Raw genomic sequence first — 14,859 nt, forward strand, 5'->3', positions numbered from 1 at the left:
AGCCGGCCTCCGCCTCAATCGGCAGCCGCTTTGGCGCGGAAGGCCGCCATTTCATCGGCGATGAAGTACTCTATCATCGTGCGGTAGACCGCCGCGGTCAGCGCCGCGTCGGCGCCCAGTTCGCCGGCCAGACGCTCGACGCGGCGCATCACCTGATCGACGCGTTTGCCGCCTTCCACTTCTTCCCGGCTGTGCTTGAACGCCGCCGCCTGGCGCACGTAAAGGCCGCGCTCGGCGATCAGCGCCACCAGCGCGCGGTCGATGCGGTCGATCTGGCCGCGCACCTCTTCCAGATTTTGGCATTGGTAGACTTGTTCCATGCGGTGCTCTCCTCTTAAAGAGTGTGTTTTCAACGCGGTCTCGCCGACGCGCAGCAGATCGTAAAAAGGCTCTTAGTAGTAGTTCAAGCCCATCGCTGCCTTGACCTCGGCCAGCGTGGCTGCCGCCACTTCGCGCGCGCGCTGGGTGCCGGTCTTCAGCATCGCCATCACCGCCGCCGGATCGCGCGCGTACTGCTCGCGGCGGGCGCGGATCGGCTCTAGCAAGGTCTGCAGGCATTCTTCCAACTGCTTCTTGATCACGGTGTCGCCCAGGCCGCCGCGGCGATAATGCTCCTTCCATTCCGCCACCTGCTCCGTGTCGGAATGGAACACGTCCAGATAGGTGAACACCACATTGCCTTCCACCTGGCCCGGATCGGCCACGCGCAGGTGATTGGGGTCGGTGTACATCATCTTCACCGCCTGACGGATCTCGTCCGGCGTGGCGGACAAAGTGATGGTGTTGCCCAGCGATTTGGACATCTTGGCCTTGCCGTCGATGCCGGGCAGACGCGAGCCTTGCTCCGGCACCACCGCCCGCGCTTCCACCAGCACCGCCCGATCCACGCTGCCGTTGAAGCGGCGCACGATCTCGTTGGTCTGCTCAATCATCGGAATCTGGTCTTCGCCCACCGGCACGATGCTGGCCTTGAAGGCGGTGATGTCGGCGGCCTGGGCGGCGGGGTAGGTGAGGAAGCCGGCGGGGATGTCGCGCTCGTAGCCGCGCTGCTTGATCTCGTCCTTGATGGTGGGATTGCGCTCCAGACGCGCCACGGTGACCAGATTGAGATAGTAGGAAGACAGCTCGGTCAGCTCCGGCACCAGGCTCTGGATGAAGATGGTGCTTTTCTCCGGGTCTATGCCCACCGCCAGATAATCCAGCGCCACTTGCAGCACATTGTCGCGGACCTTCAGATAGTTGCCCATATTGTCGGTCAGCGCCTGGGCATCGGCGAGCAGCAGGAACTGGCGGCAACGGTCTTGCAGGATCACGCGGTTGCGCAGCGAGCCGACGTAGTGGCCCAGATGCAATTGTCCGGTGGTGCGGTCGCCGGTCAGGATGATGTCTTTGGCTGTGATGCTGTCCAGATTCATAACAGTGGTCTCCAGTAAGCTTGAGCTTGTTGGAAACTGCCGATCCGGGGGGAGGAGTACTGCTGGAAACCCTATGCCGCCGTATCGGCAGCTTCCGGGTTTTGGGTATGCAAACGCCGGCGCCGCCTTAGTTCAGGCGCCACCACCAAAAGAAGGTTGCGGATGCGGTTGCGTAGTTCATGGGCTTTATCAGAGCACGGCGGGCAAAGCAGCGTCAAGTGCCGCGTTCACGCCACCACGTGCAGCAGGCTGCCGGCCGGCGGCATCGGGTCTTCGGAATAAGGGGAAGCGTCCTTGCGTCCGACCGCGCTCTGGGCCTGGCGCAGCAGCCGCTCGAAAGACTCGCCGCGGGGCGGGGCGTCCCCGTTGAGCGCGGGAGATTGCGGATGAGGGGCTAGGAACTCCGCCATCTCCTTGCGCGGGTCGCTGGCGGCGGCGCGGCTGTCGGTCTTGGCAGCGACGGCGCCCACTTCCTTCAACGGCGAGACGGCGGATCTGGGCGGGGCGGCGATGGCGACGATATGCATCGGAATAGTCCGGCAGTGGATTCAAGATGCCTGTTGGAGAGCGCTTGCTTGCTATATGTTCCGGCCTGAATTGTAAAAAAGTGATAATAAACAAAGTGCTATATGGATATTGGCTGTGGGCGAAGTAGCGCGACGGCATGAAAAAAGCCGGACGATGCCGGCTGTTTTCGGAGCTTGAAGGCTGGGCTTTGCGTCGGTTCAAAGTCTCGCGAGCAAGAAGCGAGACAAGGGAAAACCGCTGAGGAAGCGGAATGTATCGGTGCTACGTGAGCATTTCGAAGCGGCGCCCACCGCACCGCGTCTCACGAAGCGCGGCAGGCAGTGAACAGGTGCTTAGAAGCGTCGGCCCAGCGCCGCCTTATGCATGATGGTGGAGGCGATTTCCTCGATGGACTTGTGGGTGGTGCTGATGAAGGGCACGCCGTGGTGGCGGAACATAGATTCGGCCTCGTTCACCTCGCGGCGGCAATTGTCCATGCTGGCGTATTTGGAGTCCGGCCGGCGCTCGGAGCGGATGTGATGCAAGCGCGCCGGATCGATGGTCAGGCCGAAGATCTTGTCCTTGAACGGCAGCAGCAGCTTGGGCAAGGTCGGGCTGCCCAGGTCTTCCGGCGTCAGCGGGTAGTTGGCGGCGCGGATGCCGTATTGCAGCGCCAGATACAGGCAGGTCGGCGTCTTGCCGGAACGGGACACGCCCACCAGGATCACGTCCGCCTCGTGCAGATCCTTCAATTTGACGCCGTCGTCGTGGTTCAGCGAGAAGTTGACCGCCTCGATGCGGTGATCGTACTTCTCCTCGTTGACCATGCCGTGGGCCTTGCCCACGCTCAGCGAGGCGCGCTGGCCGATTTCCTGCTCCAACTGGCCGATGAAGGTATCGAAGAAATCTATCATCACCGCGTTCTCAACCTGCAGCGCGCTGCGCACGTCCGGGTTGATGATGCTGGTGAACACCAGCGGTTTCAGGTGATCGGTTTCCGACACCTGGCGGATGACCTCGGCCAGCGCCTGCGCCTTTTCCACGGTGTCGACGAAGGGAATGGTCTCGCGCTTGAATTCCACGGTGTCGAACTGGGTCAGCAGCGTGTGCCCCAGCGATTCGGCGGTGATGCCGGTGCGATCGGAAACGAAGAAGGCGGAGCGGAGATGGTGGGGCATGCAAACACCTGTATTGCGAGTGAACGAGGCCGGAACCGCGCCTGCCGCGCATTGCTGGGGCGCCCGGGGTTCAAGGGATTCTATACTCTGAAAGGCCGCGAAGAAACCCGCGGCGAGAGCCGGCCAATCATGTAGTGCGTAAATTACACGGTTTTGACAATCATTTTCATCAGGAATGTCCGTCAACTTATTGATTCTGTTGCAATGCTTGTCCTCGTTCGGCCGAAAACCCGTGTTGCGCTGCAAAAGACGCTACGCATCTGGCACGTAATTCGGCTAGAATGCGGCCCTATCGTCCCAATCCAACACAGGAAGTGAAGTGATGGCTGAGAACTACGTCATCTGGTTCGAGAAACTGCGCATGACCGATGTGGAGCAGGTAGGCGGCAAGAACGCCTCCCTTGGTGAAATGATCAGCCAACTGGCTGGCTCCGGGGTTCGCGTCCCGGGGGGCTTTGCCACCACGGCGCAGGCTTACCGGGATTTTCTGCAGCACAACGGCCTGGCCGAAAAGATCAGCGCCGCGCTGGCCAAGCTGGACATCGACGATGTCAGCGAACTGGCCCGAATCGGCAAGGAAATCCGGCAATGGATCATCGATACCCCGTTCCCCGCCAAGCTTGACGCCGATATCAAAGAGGCCTGGGATCAGATGGTGGCCGATGCCGGCGGCGCCGACATCTCCGTTGCAGTCCGTTCCTCCGCCACCGCAGAAGACCTCCCCGACGCCTCGTTCGCAGGCCAGCAAGAAACCTTCCTGAATATCCGCGGCCTTGACAATGTCAAGGATGCGATGAAACACGTTTTCGCCTCCCTCTATAACGACCGCGCCATTTCCTACCGCGTGCACAAAGGCTTTGAGCACGACGTAGTGGCTTTGTCCGCCGGCGTGCAGCGCATGGTGCGTTCCGACTGCGGCGCGGCCGGCGTGATGTTCACCATCGACACCGAATCCGGCTTTGACGACGTGGTGTTCATCACCGCGTCCTACGGCCTGGGCGAAACCGTGGTGCAGGGCGCGGTAAACCCCGACGAATTCTACGTGCACAAGCCGACGCTGAAAGCCGGCCGTCCGGCGGTGCTGCGCAAGACCATGGGCTCCAAGCTGATCAAGATGGAGTTCACCGACGCCTCGCAAGCCGGCCGCTCGGTCAAGACCGTGGACGTGTCCCCGGCGGAGCGCCAGCAATTCTCCATCAGCGACGCCGAAGTGGCTGAACTGGCCGAATACGCGCTGATCATCGAGAAGCACTATGGCCGCCCGATGGACATCGAATGGGGCCGCGACGGCCACGACGGCAAGCTCTACATCCTGCAGGCGCGTCCGGAAACGGTGAAGTCGCAGGAAGACCGCAAGGACACCCTGCGCCGCTACCGCCTGAACAGCAAATCGCAAGTGCTGTGCGAAGGCCGCGCCATCGGTCAGAAGATCGGCCAGGGCGTGGTGCGCACCATCAAGGACGCGTCCGAGATGGATCGCGTCAAGCCGGGCGACGTGCTGGTGACCGACATGACCGACCCGGATTGGGAACCGGTAATGAAACGCGCCGCCGCCATCGTCACCAACCGCGGCGGCCGCACCTGCCACGCGGCCATCATCGCGCGCGAGCTGGGCATCCCGGCCGTGGTGGGCTGCGGCGACGCCACCCAGGTGCTGTCCGAAGGCATGCAGGTGACCGTGTCCTGCGCCGAAGGCGACACCGGCAATATCTACGACGGCCTGCTGGACGTGGAAGTGATCGACCTGGAACTGGACAAAATGCCCAAGGCCCCGGTCAAGATCATGATGAACGTGGGCAATCCGGAACTAGCTTTCGACTTCGCGCAGCTGCCGAACGAAGGCGTGGGCCTGGCGCGCATGGAGTTCGTGATCAACCGTCAGATCGGCATCCACCCGAAAGCGCTGTTGGAGTTCGACAAGCTGCCGGCGGATCTGAAAGCCACCATCAGCGACCGCATCGCCGGTTACGCCAGCCCGGTGGACTTCTACGTGGACAAGATCGCCGAAGGCGTGTCCACCCTGGCCGCGGCTTTCTATCCGAAAAAGGTCATCGTGCGCATGTCCGACTTCAAGTCGAACGAGTACGCCAACCTGATCGGCGGCCAGCTGTACGAGCCGCACGAAGAAAACCCGATGATCGGTTTCCGCGGCGCCGCCCGCTATGTGGCCGAATCCTTCCGCGATTGCTTTGAACTGGAATGCCGCGCCATCAAAAAAGTGCGCGACGTGATGGGTCTGACCAATGTGGAAGTGATGATTCCCTTTGTGCGCACCCTGTCCGAAGCCGAGCAAGTGGTGGAGATCCTGGCCGCCAACGGCCTCAAGCGCGGCGAAAACGGCCTGCGCCTGATCATGATGTGCGAACTGCCGACCAACGCCGTGTTGGCCGACAAGTTCCTGCAGCATTTCGACGGCTTCTCCATCGGCTCCAACGACATGACCCAGCTGACGCTGGGCGTGGACCGCGACTCCGGCGGCCCGATCGCCTCCACCTTCGACGAGCGCAACGAAGCGGTCAAGGTCATGCTGCACATGGCGATCCAGGCCTGCCGCAAGCAGGGCAAGTACATCGGCATCTGCGGCCAAGGCCCGTCGGACCATCCGGACTTCGCCAAGTGGCTGGTGGAAGAGGGCATCGAAACCGTGTCCCTGAACCCGGACACCGTGGTGGAAACCTGGCTGTACCTGGCGCGTGAACTGAACAGCTAATCCCTGTTTCACCGCTTTCAAACCGCCCGCTTGCCGGGCGGTTTTGTTTTGTCCGGCGCTTCTTGCAAGCGGCGGGCGCGGACGCGGGGCTATGCTTGAGCGCATCGATTCATGAACGCCAATAGGAAGCCCGTCATGCAGTTATTTCGTAGCACTCCCGTCAAAGCCTCGTTGGACATCGTCATCCCGCGTTATCTGGACGCCAGGCCGGCCAAGGAGGCCTCCGCGCTGGCCCAAGTGCTGACCGCCTGCTCCAATCGCGCGTTGGAACAAGGCGTGTATCCGGATCTGGGCGCTTTGCGCGCCGATTGCCAGCGCTGGGGCGCCATTGTCGCGGGCAGCCGGCAATTCAATAATCGCCAAGGCGCGGAGCTGGATGGGAAGCTGGATCGCCTGGGCGCGGCGCTCAAGCAATCCTTGCAAGGCATTGAACAACGGATTCAGGCCGAAGGCCGGCACTACGGCGATAGGCTGCAATTGGCCAAGCAGGGCTACGCGGTGGATCTGGAGCCTTCCCGGCGCGTATTGGGCGACAAGCTGGCTTTAAGTTTCGGTTAAGGCTGCCGTGTTGTAATCCAGACATCGACAACACACTAGGAGTCCAAACATGAAAACCATCACCGTTCTGCTCACCGCCGCCGCGCTGTCCCTGCCCTTCGCCGCCCAGGCGGAATTCGCCGGCCCCGGCGTGCCGGCCGCCGTCACCACTGTGGCCGCCGCGCAGAAAGCCGCCGACGACACCCCGGTCACCCTGGAAGGCAAGATCGTTCGTCAGATCGACCACAAGCGTTACGAATTCCGCGACGCCACCGGCACCATGACGGTGAAGATCAGCCAGAAACGCCTGCCGGCGCAAAAGATCGACCAGAACAGCAAGCTGCGCATCGTCGGCGAAGTGGACAAGGAACTGACGTCGACCAAGGTGGACGCCAAGCTGGTGGAAGTGCTGCCGTAAACCGTTGTCCCCCTGCAACGCGAACGGGCCCGGCGCTGCGCAAGCAGGCCGGGCCCGTGTCGTTATTGGGGGCTTACTGTGACGGCCCTTCGTCCTTCAACTGCTCCTCATGCTCCAGTTCCTGCTGCGCCTCCAGCGCCTGTTCCTCGGCTTCGCGCAGCAAGTGGTTGATCTTGTCGAAGTCGAACAGATCCTGGGTGTTGCGCAGCCGCTCGGCGTAATGAATGGTGTTGCTGCCGTCGGCCAGCAGCAGGGCGGGCGCGGTGTAGCCGCTGAGCGGATATTCGCGGATCAGCACCCCGTAATGTTTGTGGAAATCGCGGCCGCGCAGCGTGGACAGCAGGGTGACGTGGGGCAGGCCGTGCTCGCGCCGGGCCCGCGCCAGAGAAGACGGCGAATCCACGGTGATCACCGCCAGGCTGATTTGCGGCCAGCGCTCCAGGAAACGCCGCGTCTCCTGCAGCAGGTATTGGCCGCCATGCTCGTATTCGTCCAGCGACAGCAGGGTCAAAATCAGCTTGGGCACGCCGCCCAGGCCTTCCAGCGACACGTCCTGCTTGCCGTCGCCCACCAGCATGAAGCTGGGCAGATAGGCGCCCACTTCGGGAAAGTCCCCCTCCACCGGCAACAACTCATCGCCGTATTGCAACATGAAGTCGCTCATTCTCGTCTCCCAATGCCCATGCTTCTATCGTGGACCACGCAGCGGCAAAATCAAGCCGCCGCTGTGCTAAGAGCATAAAAAAAGCCTGCGCGAACGCAGGCTGTAAGGGCTGGGAAAACAAAAGCTTAGGACCGGGCGGCTTCCGCGGCGGCCAGTTGCGCCGGCAGCGGCGCGACGGCCGGCTCCTCCGGCAGCACCGGCTCGCCGGCCAGCACGCGGCGCATGCGTTCTTCGTCCAGCGCCTTCTCCCAGCGCGCCACCACGATGGTGGCCACGCCGTTGCCGATCAGATTGGTGATGGCGCGGGCCTCGGACATGAAGCGGTCGATGCCGATCAGCAGGGCCAGGCCGGACACCGGCAGCTTGCCGCCCAGCGTGGCCAGCGTGGCGGCCAGGGTGATGAAGCCGCCGCCGGTCACCGCCGCCGCGCCCTTGGACGTGAGCAGCAGCACGCCCAGCAGGCCCAGCTCCTCCGCCAGCGTCAGCTCCACATTGGTGGCTTGGGCGATGAAGATGGCGGCCATGGTCAGATAGATGGAGGTGCCGTCCAGATTGAAGGAGTAGCCGGTGGGAATCACCATGCCCACCACCGGTTTGGAGCAGCCCAGGTTTTCCAGCTTCTTCATGATGCCCGGCAGCGCGGACTCGGACGAAGAGGTGCCCAATACCAGCAGCAACTCCTCCTTGATGTAAATCAGGAAGCGCCACAGGCTGAAGCCGTTGAGCTTGGCGATGGTGCCCAGCACCACGAAGACGAAGGCGAAACAGGTCAGGTAGACGCAGAGCATCAGGAAACCCAGCTGTTTCAGCGAACCCACGCCGTATTTGCCGATGGTGAAGGCCATCGCGCCGAAGGCGCCGATGGGGGCCAGCTTCATCAGCATATTGATCACGCCGAACAAAGCATGGGAGAACTCGTCCAGGATGTGGACGATGGTCTTGCCGTTGTCGCCCATCTTGGTCAGCGCCAGGCCCAGCAGCACCGAGAAGGTCAGCACTTGCAGGATTTCGCCGTTGGCGAACGCGCCCACCACCGTATCCGGAATGATGTGCATCAGGAAATCAATGCTGCTCATCTCCTTGGCGTTGGCGGCGTACTTGGCCACCGAGTGCGCGTCCAGCGTGCTGGGGTCCACATTGAGGCCGGCGCCGGGCTTGAGCACATTGACCACCACCAGGCCGATCACCAGCGCCAGCGTGGTGACGGCTTCAAAGTAGAACAGCGCTTTCACGCCCACGCGGCCCACTTCCTTCATATCGCCCATCTTGGCGATACCCACCACCACGGTGGCGAAGATGATGGGGGCGATCATCATCTTGATCAGTTTGATGAAGGCGTCGCCCAGCGGCTTCATCTTCGCGCCCAGATCGGGAACGAAGGCGCCGAGCATCACGCCGAGGAAAATGGCCAGCAGCACCTGGAAATAAAGGCGCTGGTAGAGGGGGGTTTTGGTCTGCATCGCGGTCCCTGTAGCGTTGTCTGACTTCGGCTCGGGGCGGGCCGAAGTTGTTATGCAATCAAAAGCGGGCTCTTAACGGCCCATGATTGCGGATGCTAGCAAGAGGAAGCGCGGGGACGAATTGCCGATATCCCTATGCGGGATAACCCCAACACGAAGTAAATCGCCGCTGTTGGCCAGCCGTCAGCTTCTATGCTTGGTAAGACGCGTCGTCAGAATTCCGCGGGAGGTATGCCGCCATGAAGCTCGCCTTTGTCCACGCCGCCCTGTTGCTGGGCGCGCTCGCCGTCTGCGGCCGGGCGGAGTCGACATCGCCCCGCATCCGTTTGCTGACCGAGGATTACCCGCCGTTCAACATCGCGCTGGAGGAGGGCAAGATCGGCGGCTTGTCCACCGACATCCTGCGCGAAATGTTCCAGCGCGCGGGCATCCCGTACAGCATGGAGTTGCTGCCCTGGCTGCGCGCCTACGCCATCGCCCAGCAGGAAGACAATAGCTGCGTTTACTCGACTTCGCGCACGCCCAGCCGGGAGAGTCAGTTCAAATGGGTGGGGCCGCTGGTCAGCAACTCCTGGAGCCTGTTCGCCGGCCCTCACAGCCCGGCGGGGGTGGCCGCGCTGGACGACGCGCGCGGCTTCACCATAGGCAGCTACAAGGGCTCGGGGATGTCGCAGTATCTGGCCGATCTGGGTTTCAAGCTGGAGCTGGCGAGAGCGGACGATTTGAACGCCAGAAAGCTGGTGGCCGGCCATATCGACTTTTGGGCCAGCGGCGAGTTCAGCGGCGCCTACATCGCCTCCGCCAACCGGCTGCCCATCCGACTGCTGTTCAGCTTCAACACGGTGCAGATGTATCTGGCCTGCAACCCGGGAATGGATGAGCGCATCGTGCTGAAGCTCAACAAGACGCTGCTCAATATGCAGCGCGACGGCGTGGTGGACACGCTGCGCAAACATTACCGTTAGGCTGGGCCGCCTAGGAGCGCGAAGCTCAGTGGAATTGTTTGATGTAGGACGCCACGCCGCCCAGCAGCATCTCGATCGAGATCGCGGTCAGCACCAGGCCCATCAGCCGCTCCAGCGCAGTGATCGCCTGCTCGCCCAGCAGCTTTTGCAGCTTGCCGGAAAACAGAAACACCAGCAGCGTCACCAGCATGCAGATGGTCAGGGCGCCCAGCCATTCCAGCATCCGCTCCGGCTCGCGGGTGGACATCAGCAGCACGGTGGCCATCGCCGACGGGCCGGCGATCAGCGGCACGGCGATCGGCACGATGAAGGGCTCGCCGTGCATCTTGTCGCCGCCGAACACGCTGCCCTCGCCGGGGAAGATCATCTTGATGGCGATCAGGAACAGGATCACGCCGCCGGCCACCCGCATCGAATCATCGGTCAGATGCATCAGGTCCAGGAAGTTGCGGCCAAAGAACATGAAGGCGGACAGCACCAGGAAGGCGATCAGGCATTCGCGGTAGACCACGCGGCGGCGGCGTTCCGGCTTGACCTGCTTGAGCGCGGCGATGAACAGCGGAATATTGCCCAGCGGATCGGTGATCAGGATCAGCAGGACGGTGGCGGACAGGAAAGAGGTTTGCATGGTGTGTGCTTGCAGCGTTGAGTGGTGTCAATGGCGCGCAGGCCCTGTGCGTAAGGCTCTGGATTTTTAAGCGCGCGTCCGGGCGGGATTATCTCACGGCGATGCCGAATGGGTTAGTCCGGATTGCGACGGTTTTATTCGTTTGGCTTGCCGCCTCAGTCTGCCCGCCAGGCAGGGCTGGCGGGCGTTGACGAGATCAGCTCAGTTCCTGCAAGGCTTCATAAGCTTGTTGCAAACGACGAGCGAAGGGCTCGAGCAGACAATACATCTGCTCGCGCGCCAGATGTTCGATCTCGGACTGGTCCAGCAGCGTCAGCAGTCCGGCCAGCGCGCTGCTGATCTGGCCCAACTCCAGCGAGGCGGTGTGACAGATGTCGTGGACGTGTCGGCTACATTGCGCCAGCCGTTCCAGTTCGGGTTCGCAGAGGCGCTGCGCGTGCAGCTGTTGGATCAGGCGGTCTAGTTCGATGAGGCTGGGGACGGGATTCATGACTGAGCCTCCGGAAGCGGGGCGCGGGCCGGCGTGTCGCGGGGCGGGGGATAGCTGAACAAGGGTAGAACCAACATGGGGAACGCTCCTTTTTCGTGGCCTGCTTGTCTGCTCGCTGCTAAACGGGCAGGCAGGCGCGTGACGAGGTTAGCAGACCGGGAAAAAGGGAACCGGCAGGCACTAGGCCTCCCCGCCACGGCCCGCCGGATGGCAAGACAATGGCATTCCGGACGCGGCTGCTAAGCAGCGGCGCCCGCCCTAATTCCAATTTGGCTGCTAAGCCCAAGCGCCGTTAAGTGAAACGGCACGCGGCGATTGTTGCCGATGGGCTGGGTGGGGTCAAGCGGCAGCGTCCAGCTGTGCTGTGTTGTCGGTCTTATCCGATGACATTGATTTTGGTACTGATTTATGGTACCAATTGAGTGTGAAACGAAAACACTTGATCACCTTGCAGTTGATCTTCACGCGTCCAGTCAGCGCCAATATCCGGTGGAGCGATATTGAGGCTTTGTTTTTGGAGCTTGGCGCGGAGATCGAGGAGCGCGAAGGATCGCGTATCTGCGTTGCCTTATTCGGTGTGGTGAGGGTGTTTCATCGGCCCCATCCTTCTCCGGATACGGACAAGGGAGCGGTGGCCGCAATTAGAAAATGGCTGGAAACCAACGGGGTGACACCATGAAGAATATTCTACAGATTGAAGGCTACCGAGCTGTGATCAGCTATGACCCGGAAATCGACATGTTTCGCGGCGAGTTTCTGGGCTTGAGCGGCGGAGCGGATTTTTATGCAGGCGATGTCGCAAGCCTCAAACGAGAAGCCGAAATATCGCTGCGCGTGTATCTGGACGCATGCCGCGAGAAGGGGCTGCAGCCTCTTAAAACCTATTCGGGAAAATTCAATGTGCGCATTGCGCCGCGCTTGCATGAAATGGCGGCGGCAGCGGCGTCGGCCGAGTCCAAGAGCTTGAACGAATGGGTGGAGGCGGCGATCGAGGAGCGGGCGGAGGCCATGGACCTCAAAACGGCTTAAACACCGCATGGTTCAATCTTGGGGCACTCCGCGGGAGTGCTCCATGAAAAACGGCGAGCCATGGCTCGCCGTTTTGCTGTCCGCGCGCGGTGTTACTCCGCGGCGTGATCGTCCTGCTCGATGATTTCAGCCTGCTCGCCCGGTTTTTCCTTGCGGGCGCTGCCTTCCACCATATTGATGACGAACAGCCGGCATTGCAGAGAGCCGTTGTACAGCGGGGTGCGGCGCTTGGGCGACAGATGGATCAGCTTGGCCAGGCGCAGGTCGCCGCTGAACAGGTTGGCGTGCCAGCCGGCGAAGTGGGCCTTCAGCCAGTCGCCCAGCAGCGGATACCACTCGGCCAGCTGGTCCAGTTCGTCCATGCGCACGCCGTAGGGCGGGTTGGCCACCAGGATGCCGTTTTCGCCGTTGGGGCGGGCGTCCAGCACGTCCATCGCCTTCAGTTCCACCAGGCCGGAGAGGCCGGCGCGTTCCAGGTTGTCCTTGGCGACGTTGATGATGGCCTGGTCGCGGTCGGAGCCGTTGATCGCCAGCTTGGCCAGCGGTTTTTCCGCGTGCTGGGCGTCCAGCAGCAGTTTTTCCCAGCTGGCGGAATCGAAGCCGCGCAGTTTCTGGAAGGCGAATTTGCGTTGGCGGCCCGGCGCGCGGTTGAGCGCGATGTCGGCGGCTTCCACCAGGAAGGTGCCGCTGCCGCACATCGGGTCCAGCAGCGGCTGGCTGCCGTTGTAGCCGGTCAGCATCAGGATGCCGGCGGCCAGGTTTTCACGCAGCGGCGCGTCGCCGGTTTCCTGGCGCCAGCCGCGCTTGAACAGCGGTTCGCCGCTGGTGTCCAGGTAGATGGTGGCGCTGTCTTCGGTCAGGAAGACGTGGACGCGCACGTCCGGGTGGCGGGTGTCGACATTGGGCCGGCCCAGCTGAGCCTGGCGGAAGCGGTCGCAGATCGCGTCCTTCACCTTCAGCGAGATGAAGTCCAGGCTCTTGAAGTGGCAGCGGATGGCGTCGGTCTTCAGCTTGATGCTGTTGGACACGTCGAACCAGCGCGGCCAGTCCACATTCATCGCCAGGCGGTAGATGTCTTGTTCATTGCGGTAGCCGCCCTGGGCCAGTTGCAGCAGCACGCGGCTGGCGGTGCGGCTGTGCAGGTTGGCCGCCATCAGCAGATCGCGGTCGCCGGCGAAGGCCACGCCGCCGTCGGCGGTGGCGATGTCGCGCGCGCCCAGGCCGCGCAACTCGTCGGCCAGGATGGCTTCCAGGCCGCGCGGGCAGGGGGCGAACAAGGACAGCACGCTGTCGCGCACCTGGGTCAGGCTCGGGGCCTGGCGTTCGGTCGGCGCGTGGCGCGGCGCGTCGGCGTGGCGATGCTCGCCGCGGGTTTCCACGCGGTGCTGGTCGCCCAGCGGTTTCAGGCTGCCGGCGCCCGGCTTGCCGAACAATTGACGGGCTTCGCCTTCGCGACGCTCGTGGCGCGGGCGTTCTTCCTGTTGCCAGCTTTGGCGCGGCGCGCGTTCGGCGTCGTCGCGGTAGGACGGCTTGCTGAACAGCTTGCGCGTGCCGCCTTCGCTACGCTCGGCCGGTTCGCCTTGCGGACGGTCCTGGCGCGGCGCTGCTTCGGCGTCGTCGCGGCGGCTGCGGTTGTCGTGTTCGGCGGATTTGCCGAACAGTTTGCGCGGCGCTTGTTCGGTGTCGTCGCGGCGGAAACGGTTGTCGCGGTCGCCGTGCTCGCGTTCCTGCCACGGTTTGCGCGGCGCGTGTTCGGCGTCGTCGCGGCGGAAACGGTTGTCGCGGTCGCCGTGCTCGCGCTCCTGCCACGGCTTGCGCGGCGCTTGCTCGGCGTCGTCGCGGCGGAAACGGTTGTCGCGGTCGCCGTGCTGGCGTTCTTGCCACGGTTTGCGCGGCGCCTGCTCGGCGTCGTCGCGACGGAAGTTGTTGTCGCGATTGGCCGGCTTGCCGAACAGTTTGCGCGGACCCTCTTCGCGCTGCTCGCTGTGCTGGCGTTCCTGCCAAGGCTTGCGCGGCGCCTGTTCTGCGTCGTCGCGGCGGAAGCGCTGTTCGCGATCGCTGGAAGGATTGAACGGCTTGCGCGGCTGATCGACATGGCGTTCGCCGTCGCGTTGCTGCCAGCGCGGCTTGCCCTGCGGCGCGCCTTGTTCGCCGTCCCGCTCCAGATGCAGCGGTTTGCGGCCGGACGGGCCGCGGTCGCGGCTATACGGTTTGCGTTCCGGCTCCACGTCCGCGGCGGCGTTCAGCGGCTTGCGGCCGGATGGGCCGCGGTCGCGGCTGTAGTCGCGCGGTTCGCGGTCTTCGCGGTGATGGAAGGGCTTCTTGGGGCCGCTGCCTTGCGGGCGTTCTTCGCCGTCGCGGGCGAAGCTGCGCGGCTGCCAGTTGTTGCCGCGCTCTTTATTGAAGCGATCCTTATTGAAGCTGTCTTGGCCTTCGTTGCGCTCAAAGCGCTGCTGGCCTTGCGGCCGGCGGTCGTTGCCATACGGCTTGTCGCGCCCGGCCTGTTGGTCGCGTCCCTGATAGGGGCCGCGCTTGCCGCCGTCGCGCGGGCCTTGTCCCTGTCCTGGGCCGCGGTCTTGCCAATTGGGCTTGGCGTTGCCCGGACGCGGGCCGGAATAGGGCGCGCGCGGCGCGGCGTCGGCCGAAGGCGCTTTCTTCTGGATCACGGGGCTTTTGCCGGCCGGGCTGTCTCCGCCTGCCGGCGAACTGGCCTCATTGTCGCGGCTATTGAATTCGCGGCGCATATTGGCACGCTGGCGGGAACGGAAACTGGACATGGAACTTCCTTGAGTAAGCAGACTTTTAAGCAATTCTTTGATTTTAACTTATTTGTCCGGAGGCTGCTTGGTGACAGCGAG

The 14,859-nt window shown here is 63.0% G+C and carries 15 protein-coding genes; 6 read left to right on the top strand and 9 right to left on the bottom strand.

Translation table 11 applies throughout. The annotated features are described in order from the left end of the window. Positions 1-14: 14 nt before the first annotated feature. From ACODRW_RS02350 to ppsR, 4 genes are all read right to left on the bottom strand, one after another. Positions 15-320 (bottom strand): chorismate mutase, encoded by a 306-nt coding sequence (locus ACODRW_RS02350; protein ID WP_107798122.1) that lies wholly within the window; start codon positions 318-320, stop codon positions 15-17. A gap of 72 nt (positions 321-392) precedes the next feature. Further along, complete coding sequence (gene trpS / locus ACODRW_RS02355; RefSeq protein ID WP_488905111.1) at positions 393-1,415, bottom strand: tryptophan--tRNA ligase; 1,023 nt, start codon at positions 1,413-1,415, stop codon at positions 393-395. A gap of 227 nt (positions 1,416-1,642) precedes the next feature. After that, positions 1,643-1,942 (bottom strand): hypothetical protein, encoded by a 300-nt coding sequence (locus ACODRW_RS02360; RefSeq protein ID WP_486636534.1) that lies wholly within the window; start codon positions 1,940-1,942, stop codon positions 1,643-1,645. 333 nt (positions 1,943-2,275) lie between these two features. Then, on the bottom strand, positions 2,276-3,100 hold the full coding sequence (gene ppsR / locus ACODRW_RS02365; RefSeq protein ID WP_048415701.1) for a posphoenolpyruvate synthetase regulatory kinase/phosphorylase PpsR: 825 nt from the start codon (positions 3,098-3,100) through the stop codon (positions 2,276-2,278). Positions 3,101-3,422: 322 nt separating this feature from the next. Here ppsR and ppsA point away from each other — a divergent pair, with 322 nt between their 5' ends. From ppsA to ACODRW_RS02380, 3 genes are all read left to right on the top strand, one after another. After that, positions 3,423-5,810: a phosphoenolpyruvate synthase gene (gene ppsA, locus ACODRW_RS02370; protein ID WP_107798125.1), complete on the top strand. Its 2,388-nt coding sequence runs from the start codon at positions 3,423-3,425 to the stop codon at positions 5,808-5,810. Positions 5,811-5,945: 135 nt separating this feature from the next. Then, the gene (locus ACODRW_RS02375; protein ID WP_146176563.1) at positions 5,946-6,368 is read left to right on the top strand and encodes a hypothetical protein; all 423 of its coding nucleotides are present in this window, start codon (positions 5,946-5,948) and stop codon (positions 6,366-6,368) included. A gap of 49 nt (positions 6,369-6,417) precedes the next feature. Beyond that, the gene (locus ACODRW_RS02380) at positions 6,418-6,765 is read left to right on the top strand and encodes a NirD/YgiW/YdeI family stress tolerance protein (RefSeq protein WP_488905112.1); all 348 of its coding nucleotides are present in this window, start codon (positions 6,418-6,420) and stop codon (positions 6,763-6,765) included. A gap of 73 nt (positions 6,766-6,838) precedes the next feature. Here the strand turns inward: ACODRW_RS02380 and ACODRW_RS02385 are convergent, their stop codons facing one another. Beyond that, on the bottom strand, positions 6,839-7,429 hold the full coding sequence (locus tag ACODRW_RS02385; RefSeq protein WP_199225794.1) for a thiol peroxidase: 591 nt from the start codon (positions 7,427-7,429) through the stop codon (positions 6,839-6,841). A gap of 125 nt (positions 7,430-7,554) precedes the next feature. Continuing rightward, positions 7,555-8,889, bottom strand: coding sequence for a dicarboxylate/amino acid:cation symporter (locus ACODRW_RS02390; protein ID WP_227106888.1), 1,335 nt, complete (start codon positions 8,887-8,889; stop codon positions 7,555-7,557). 239 nt (positions 8,890-9,128) lie between these two features. Between ACODRW_RS02390 and ACODRW_RS02395 the strand changes: the two genes are divergently transcribed. Further along, on the top strand, positions 9,129-9,854 hold the full coding sequence (locus tag ACODRW_RS02395; RefSeq protein ID WP_488905113.1) for a substrate-binding periplasmic protein: 726 nt from the start codon (positions 9,129-9,131) through the stop codon (positions 9,852-9,854). Between the two features lie 25 nt (positions 9,855-9,879). On the opposite strand, the gene ACODRW_RS02400 is transcribed toward ACODRW_RS02395, so the two are convergent. Continuing rightward, a complete protein-coding gene (locus tag ACODRW_RS02400; protein WP_019100349.1) occupies positions 9,880-10,482 on the bottom strand; it encodes a MarC family protein in 603 nt (200 codons plus the stop codon). 196 nt (positions 10,483-10,678) lie between these two features. Then, complete coding sequence (locus ACODRW_RS02405; protein ID WP_158274225.1) at positions 10,679-10,972, bottom strand: DUF1484 family protein; 294 nt, start codon at positions 10,970-10,972, stop codon at positions 10,679-10,681. Positions 10,973-11,411: 439 nt separating this feature from the next. Here ACODRW_RS02405 and ACODRW_RS02410 point away from each other — a divergent pair, with 439 nt between their 5' ends. Next, on the top strand, positions 11,412-11,651 hold the full coding sequence (locus ACODRW_RS02410) for a type II toxin-antitoxin system HicA family toxin (RefSeq protein WP_259043236.1): 240 nt from the start codon (positions 11,412-11,414) through the stop codon (positions 11,649-11,651). Continuing rightward, a complete protein-coding gene (locus ACODRW_RS02415; RefSeq protein ID WP_081544270.1) occupies positions 11,648-12,001 on the top strand; it encodes a type II toxin-antitoxin system HicB family antitoxin in 354 nt (117 codons plus the stop codon). The genes ACODRW_RS02410 and ACODRW_RS02415 overlap by 4 nt, the downstream gene beginning before the upstream one ends. Positions 12,002-12,093: 92 nt before the next feature. Here the strand turns inward: ACODRW_RS02415 and ACODRW_RS02420 are convergent, their stop codons facing one another. Next, positions 12,094-14,778, bottom strand: a complete 2,685-nt coding sequence (locus ACODRW_RS02420) for a THUMP domain-containing class I SAM-dependent RNA methyltransferase (protein WP_488905114.1) — start codon at positions 14,776-14,778, stop codon at positions 12,094-12,096. Positions 14,779-14,859 lie beyond the last annotated feature (81 nt).

Source organism: Chromobacterium sp. FG89, assembly GCF_057808735.1.

Excerpts from the sequence above, each read along its gene's own strand:
- ACODRW_RS02350 (WP_107798122.1), bottom strand. The coding sequence starts at position 320 with ATGGAACAAGTCTACCAATGCCAAAATCTGGAAGAGGTGCGCGGCCAG.
- trpS (WP_488905111.1), bottom strand. The coding sequence starts at position 1,415 with ATGAATCTGGACAGCATCACAGCCAAAGACATCATCCTGACCGGCGAC.
- ACODRW_RS02360 (WP_486636534.1), bottom strand. The coding sequence starts at position 1,942 with ATGCATATCGTCGCCATCGCCGCCCCGCCCAGATCCGCCGTCTCGCCG.
- ppsR (WP_048415701.1), bottom strand. The coding sequence starts at position 3,100 with ATGCCCCACCATCTCCGCTCCGCCTTCTTCGTTTCCGATCGCACCGGC.
- ppsA (WP_107798125.1), top strand. The coding sequence starts at position 3,423 with ATGGCTGAGAACTACGTCATCTGGTTCGAGAAACTGCGCATGACCGAT.
- ACODRW_RS02375 (WP_146176563.1), top strand. The coding sequence starts at position 5,946 with ATGCAGTTATTTCGTAGCACTCCCGTCAAAGCCTCGTTGGACATCGTC.
- ACODRW_RS02380 (WP_488905112.1), top strand. The coding sequence starts at position 6,418 with ATGAAAACCATCACCGTTCTGCTCACCGCCGCCGCGCTGTCCCTGCCC.
- ACODRW_RS02385 (WP_199225794.1), bottom strand. The coding sequence starts at position 7,429 with ATGAGCGACTTCATGTTGCAATACGGCGATGAGTTGTTGCCGGTGGAG.
- ACODRW_RS02390 (WP_227106888.1), bottom strand. The coding sequence starts at position 8,889 with ATGCAGACCAAAACCCCCCTCTACCAGCGCCTTTATTTCCAGGTGCTG.
- ACODRW_RS02395 (WP_488905113.1), top strand. The coding sequence starts at position 9,129 with ATGAAGCTCGCCTTTGTCCACGCCGCCCTGTTGCTGGGCGCGCTCGCC.
- ACODRW_RS02400 (WP_019100349.1), bottom strand. The coding sequence starts at position 10,482 with ATGCAAACCTCTTTCCTGTCCGCCACCGTCCTGCTGATCCTGATCACC.
- ACODRW_RS02405 (WP_158274225.1), bottom strand. The coding sequence starts at position 10,972 with ATGAATCCCGTCCCCAGCCTCATCGAACTAGACCGCCTGATCCAACAG.
- ACODRW_RS02415 (WP_081544270.1), top strand. The coding sequence starts at position 11,648 with ATGAAGAATATTCTACAGATTGAAGGCTACCGAGCTGTGATCAGCTAT.
- ACODRW_RS02420 (WP_488905114.1), bottom strand. The coding sequence starts at position 14,778 with ATGTCCAGTTTCCGTTCCCGCCAGCGTGCCAATATGCGCCGCGAATTC.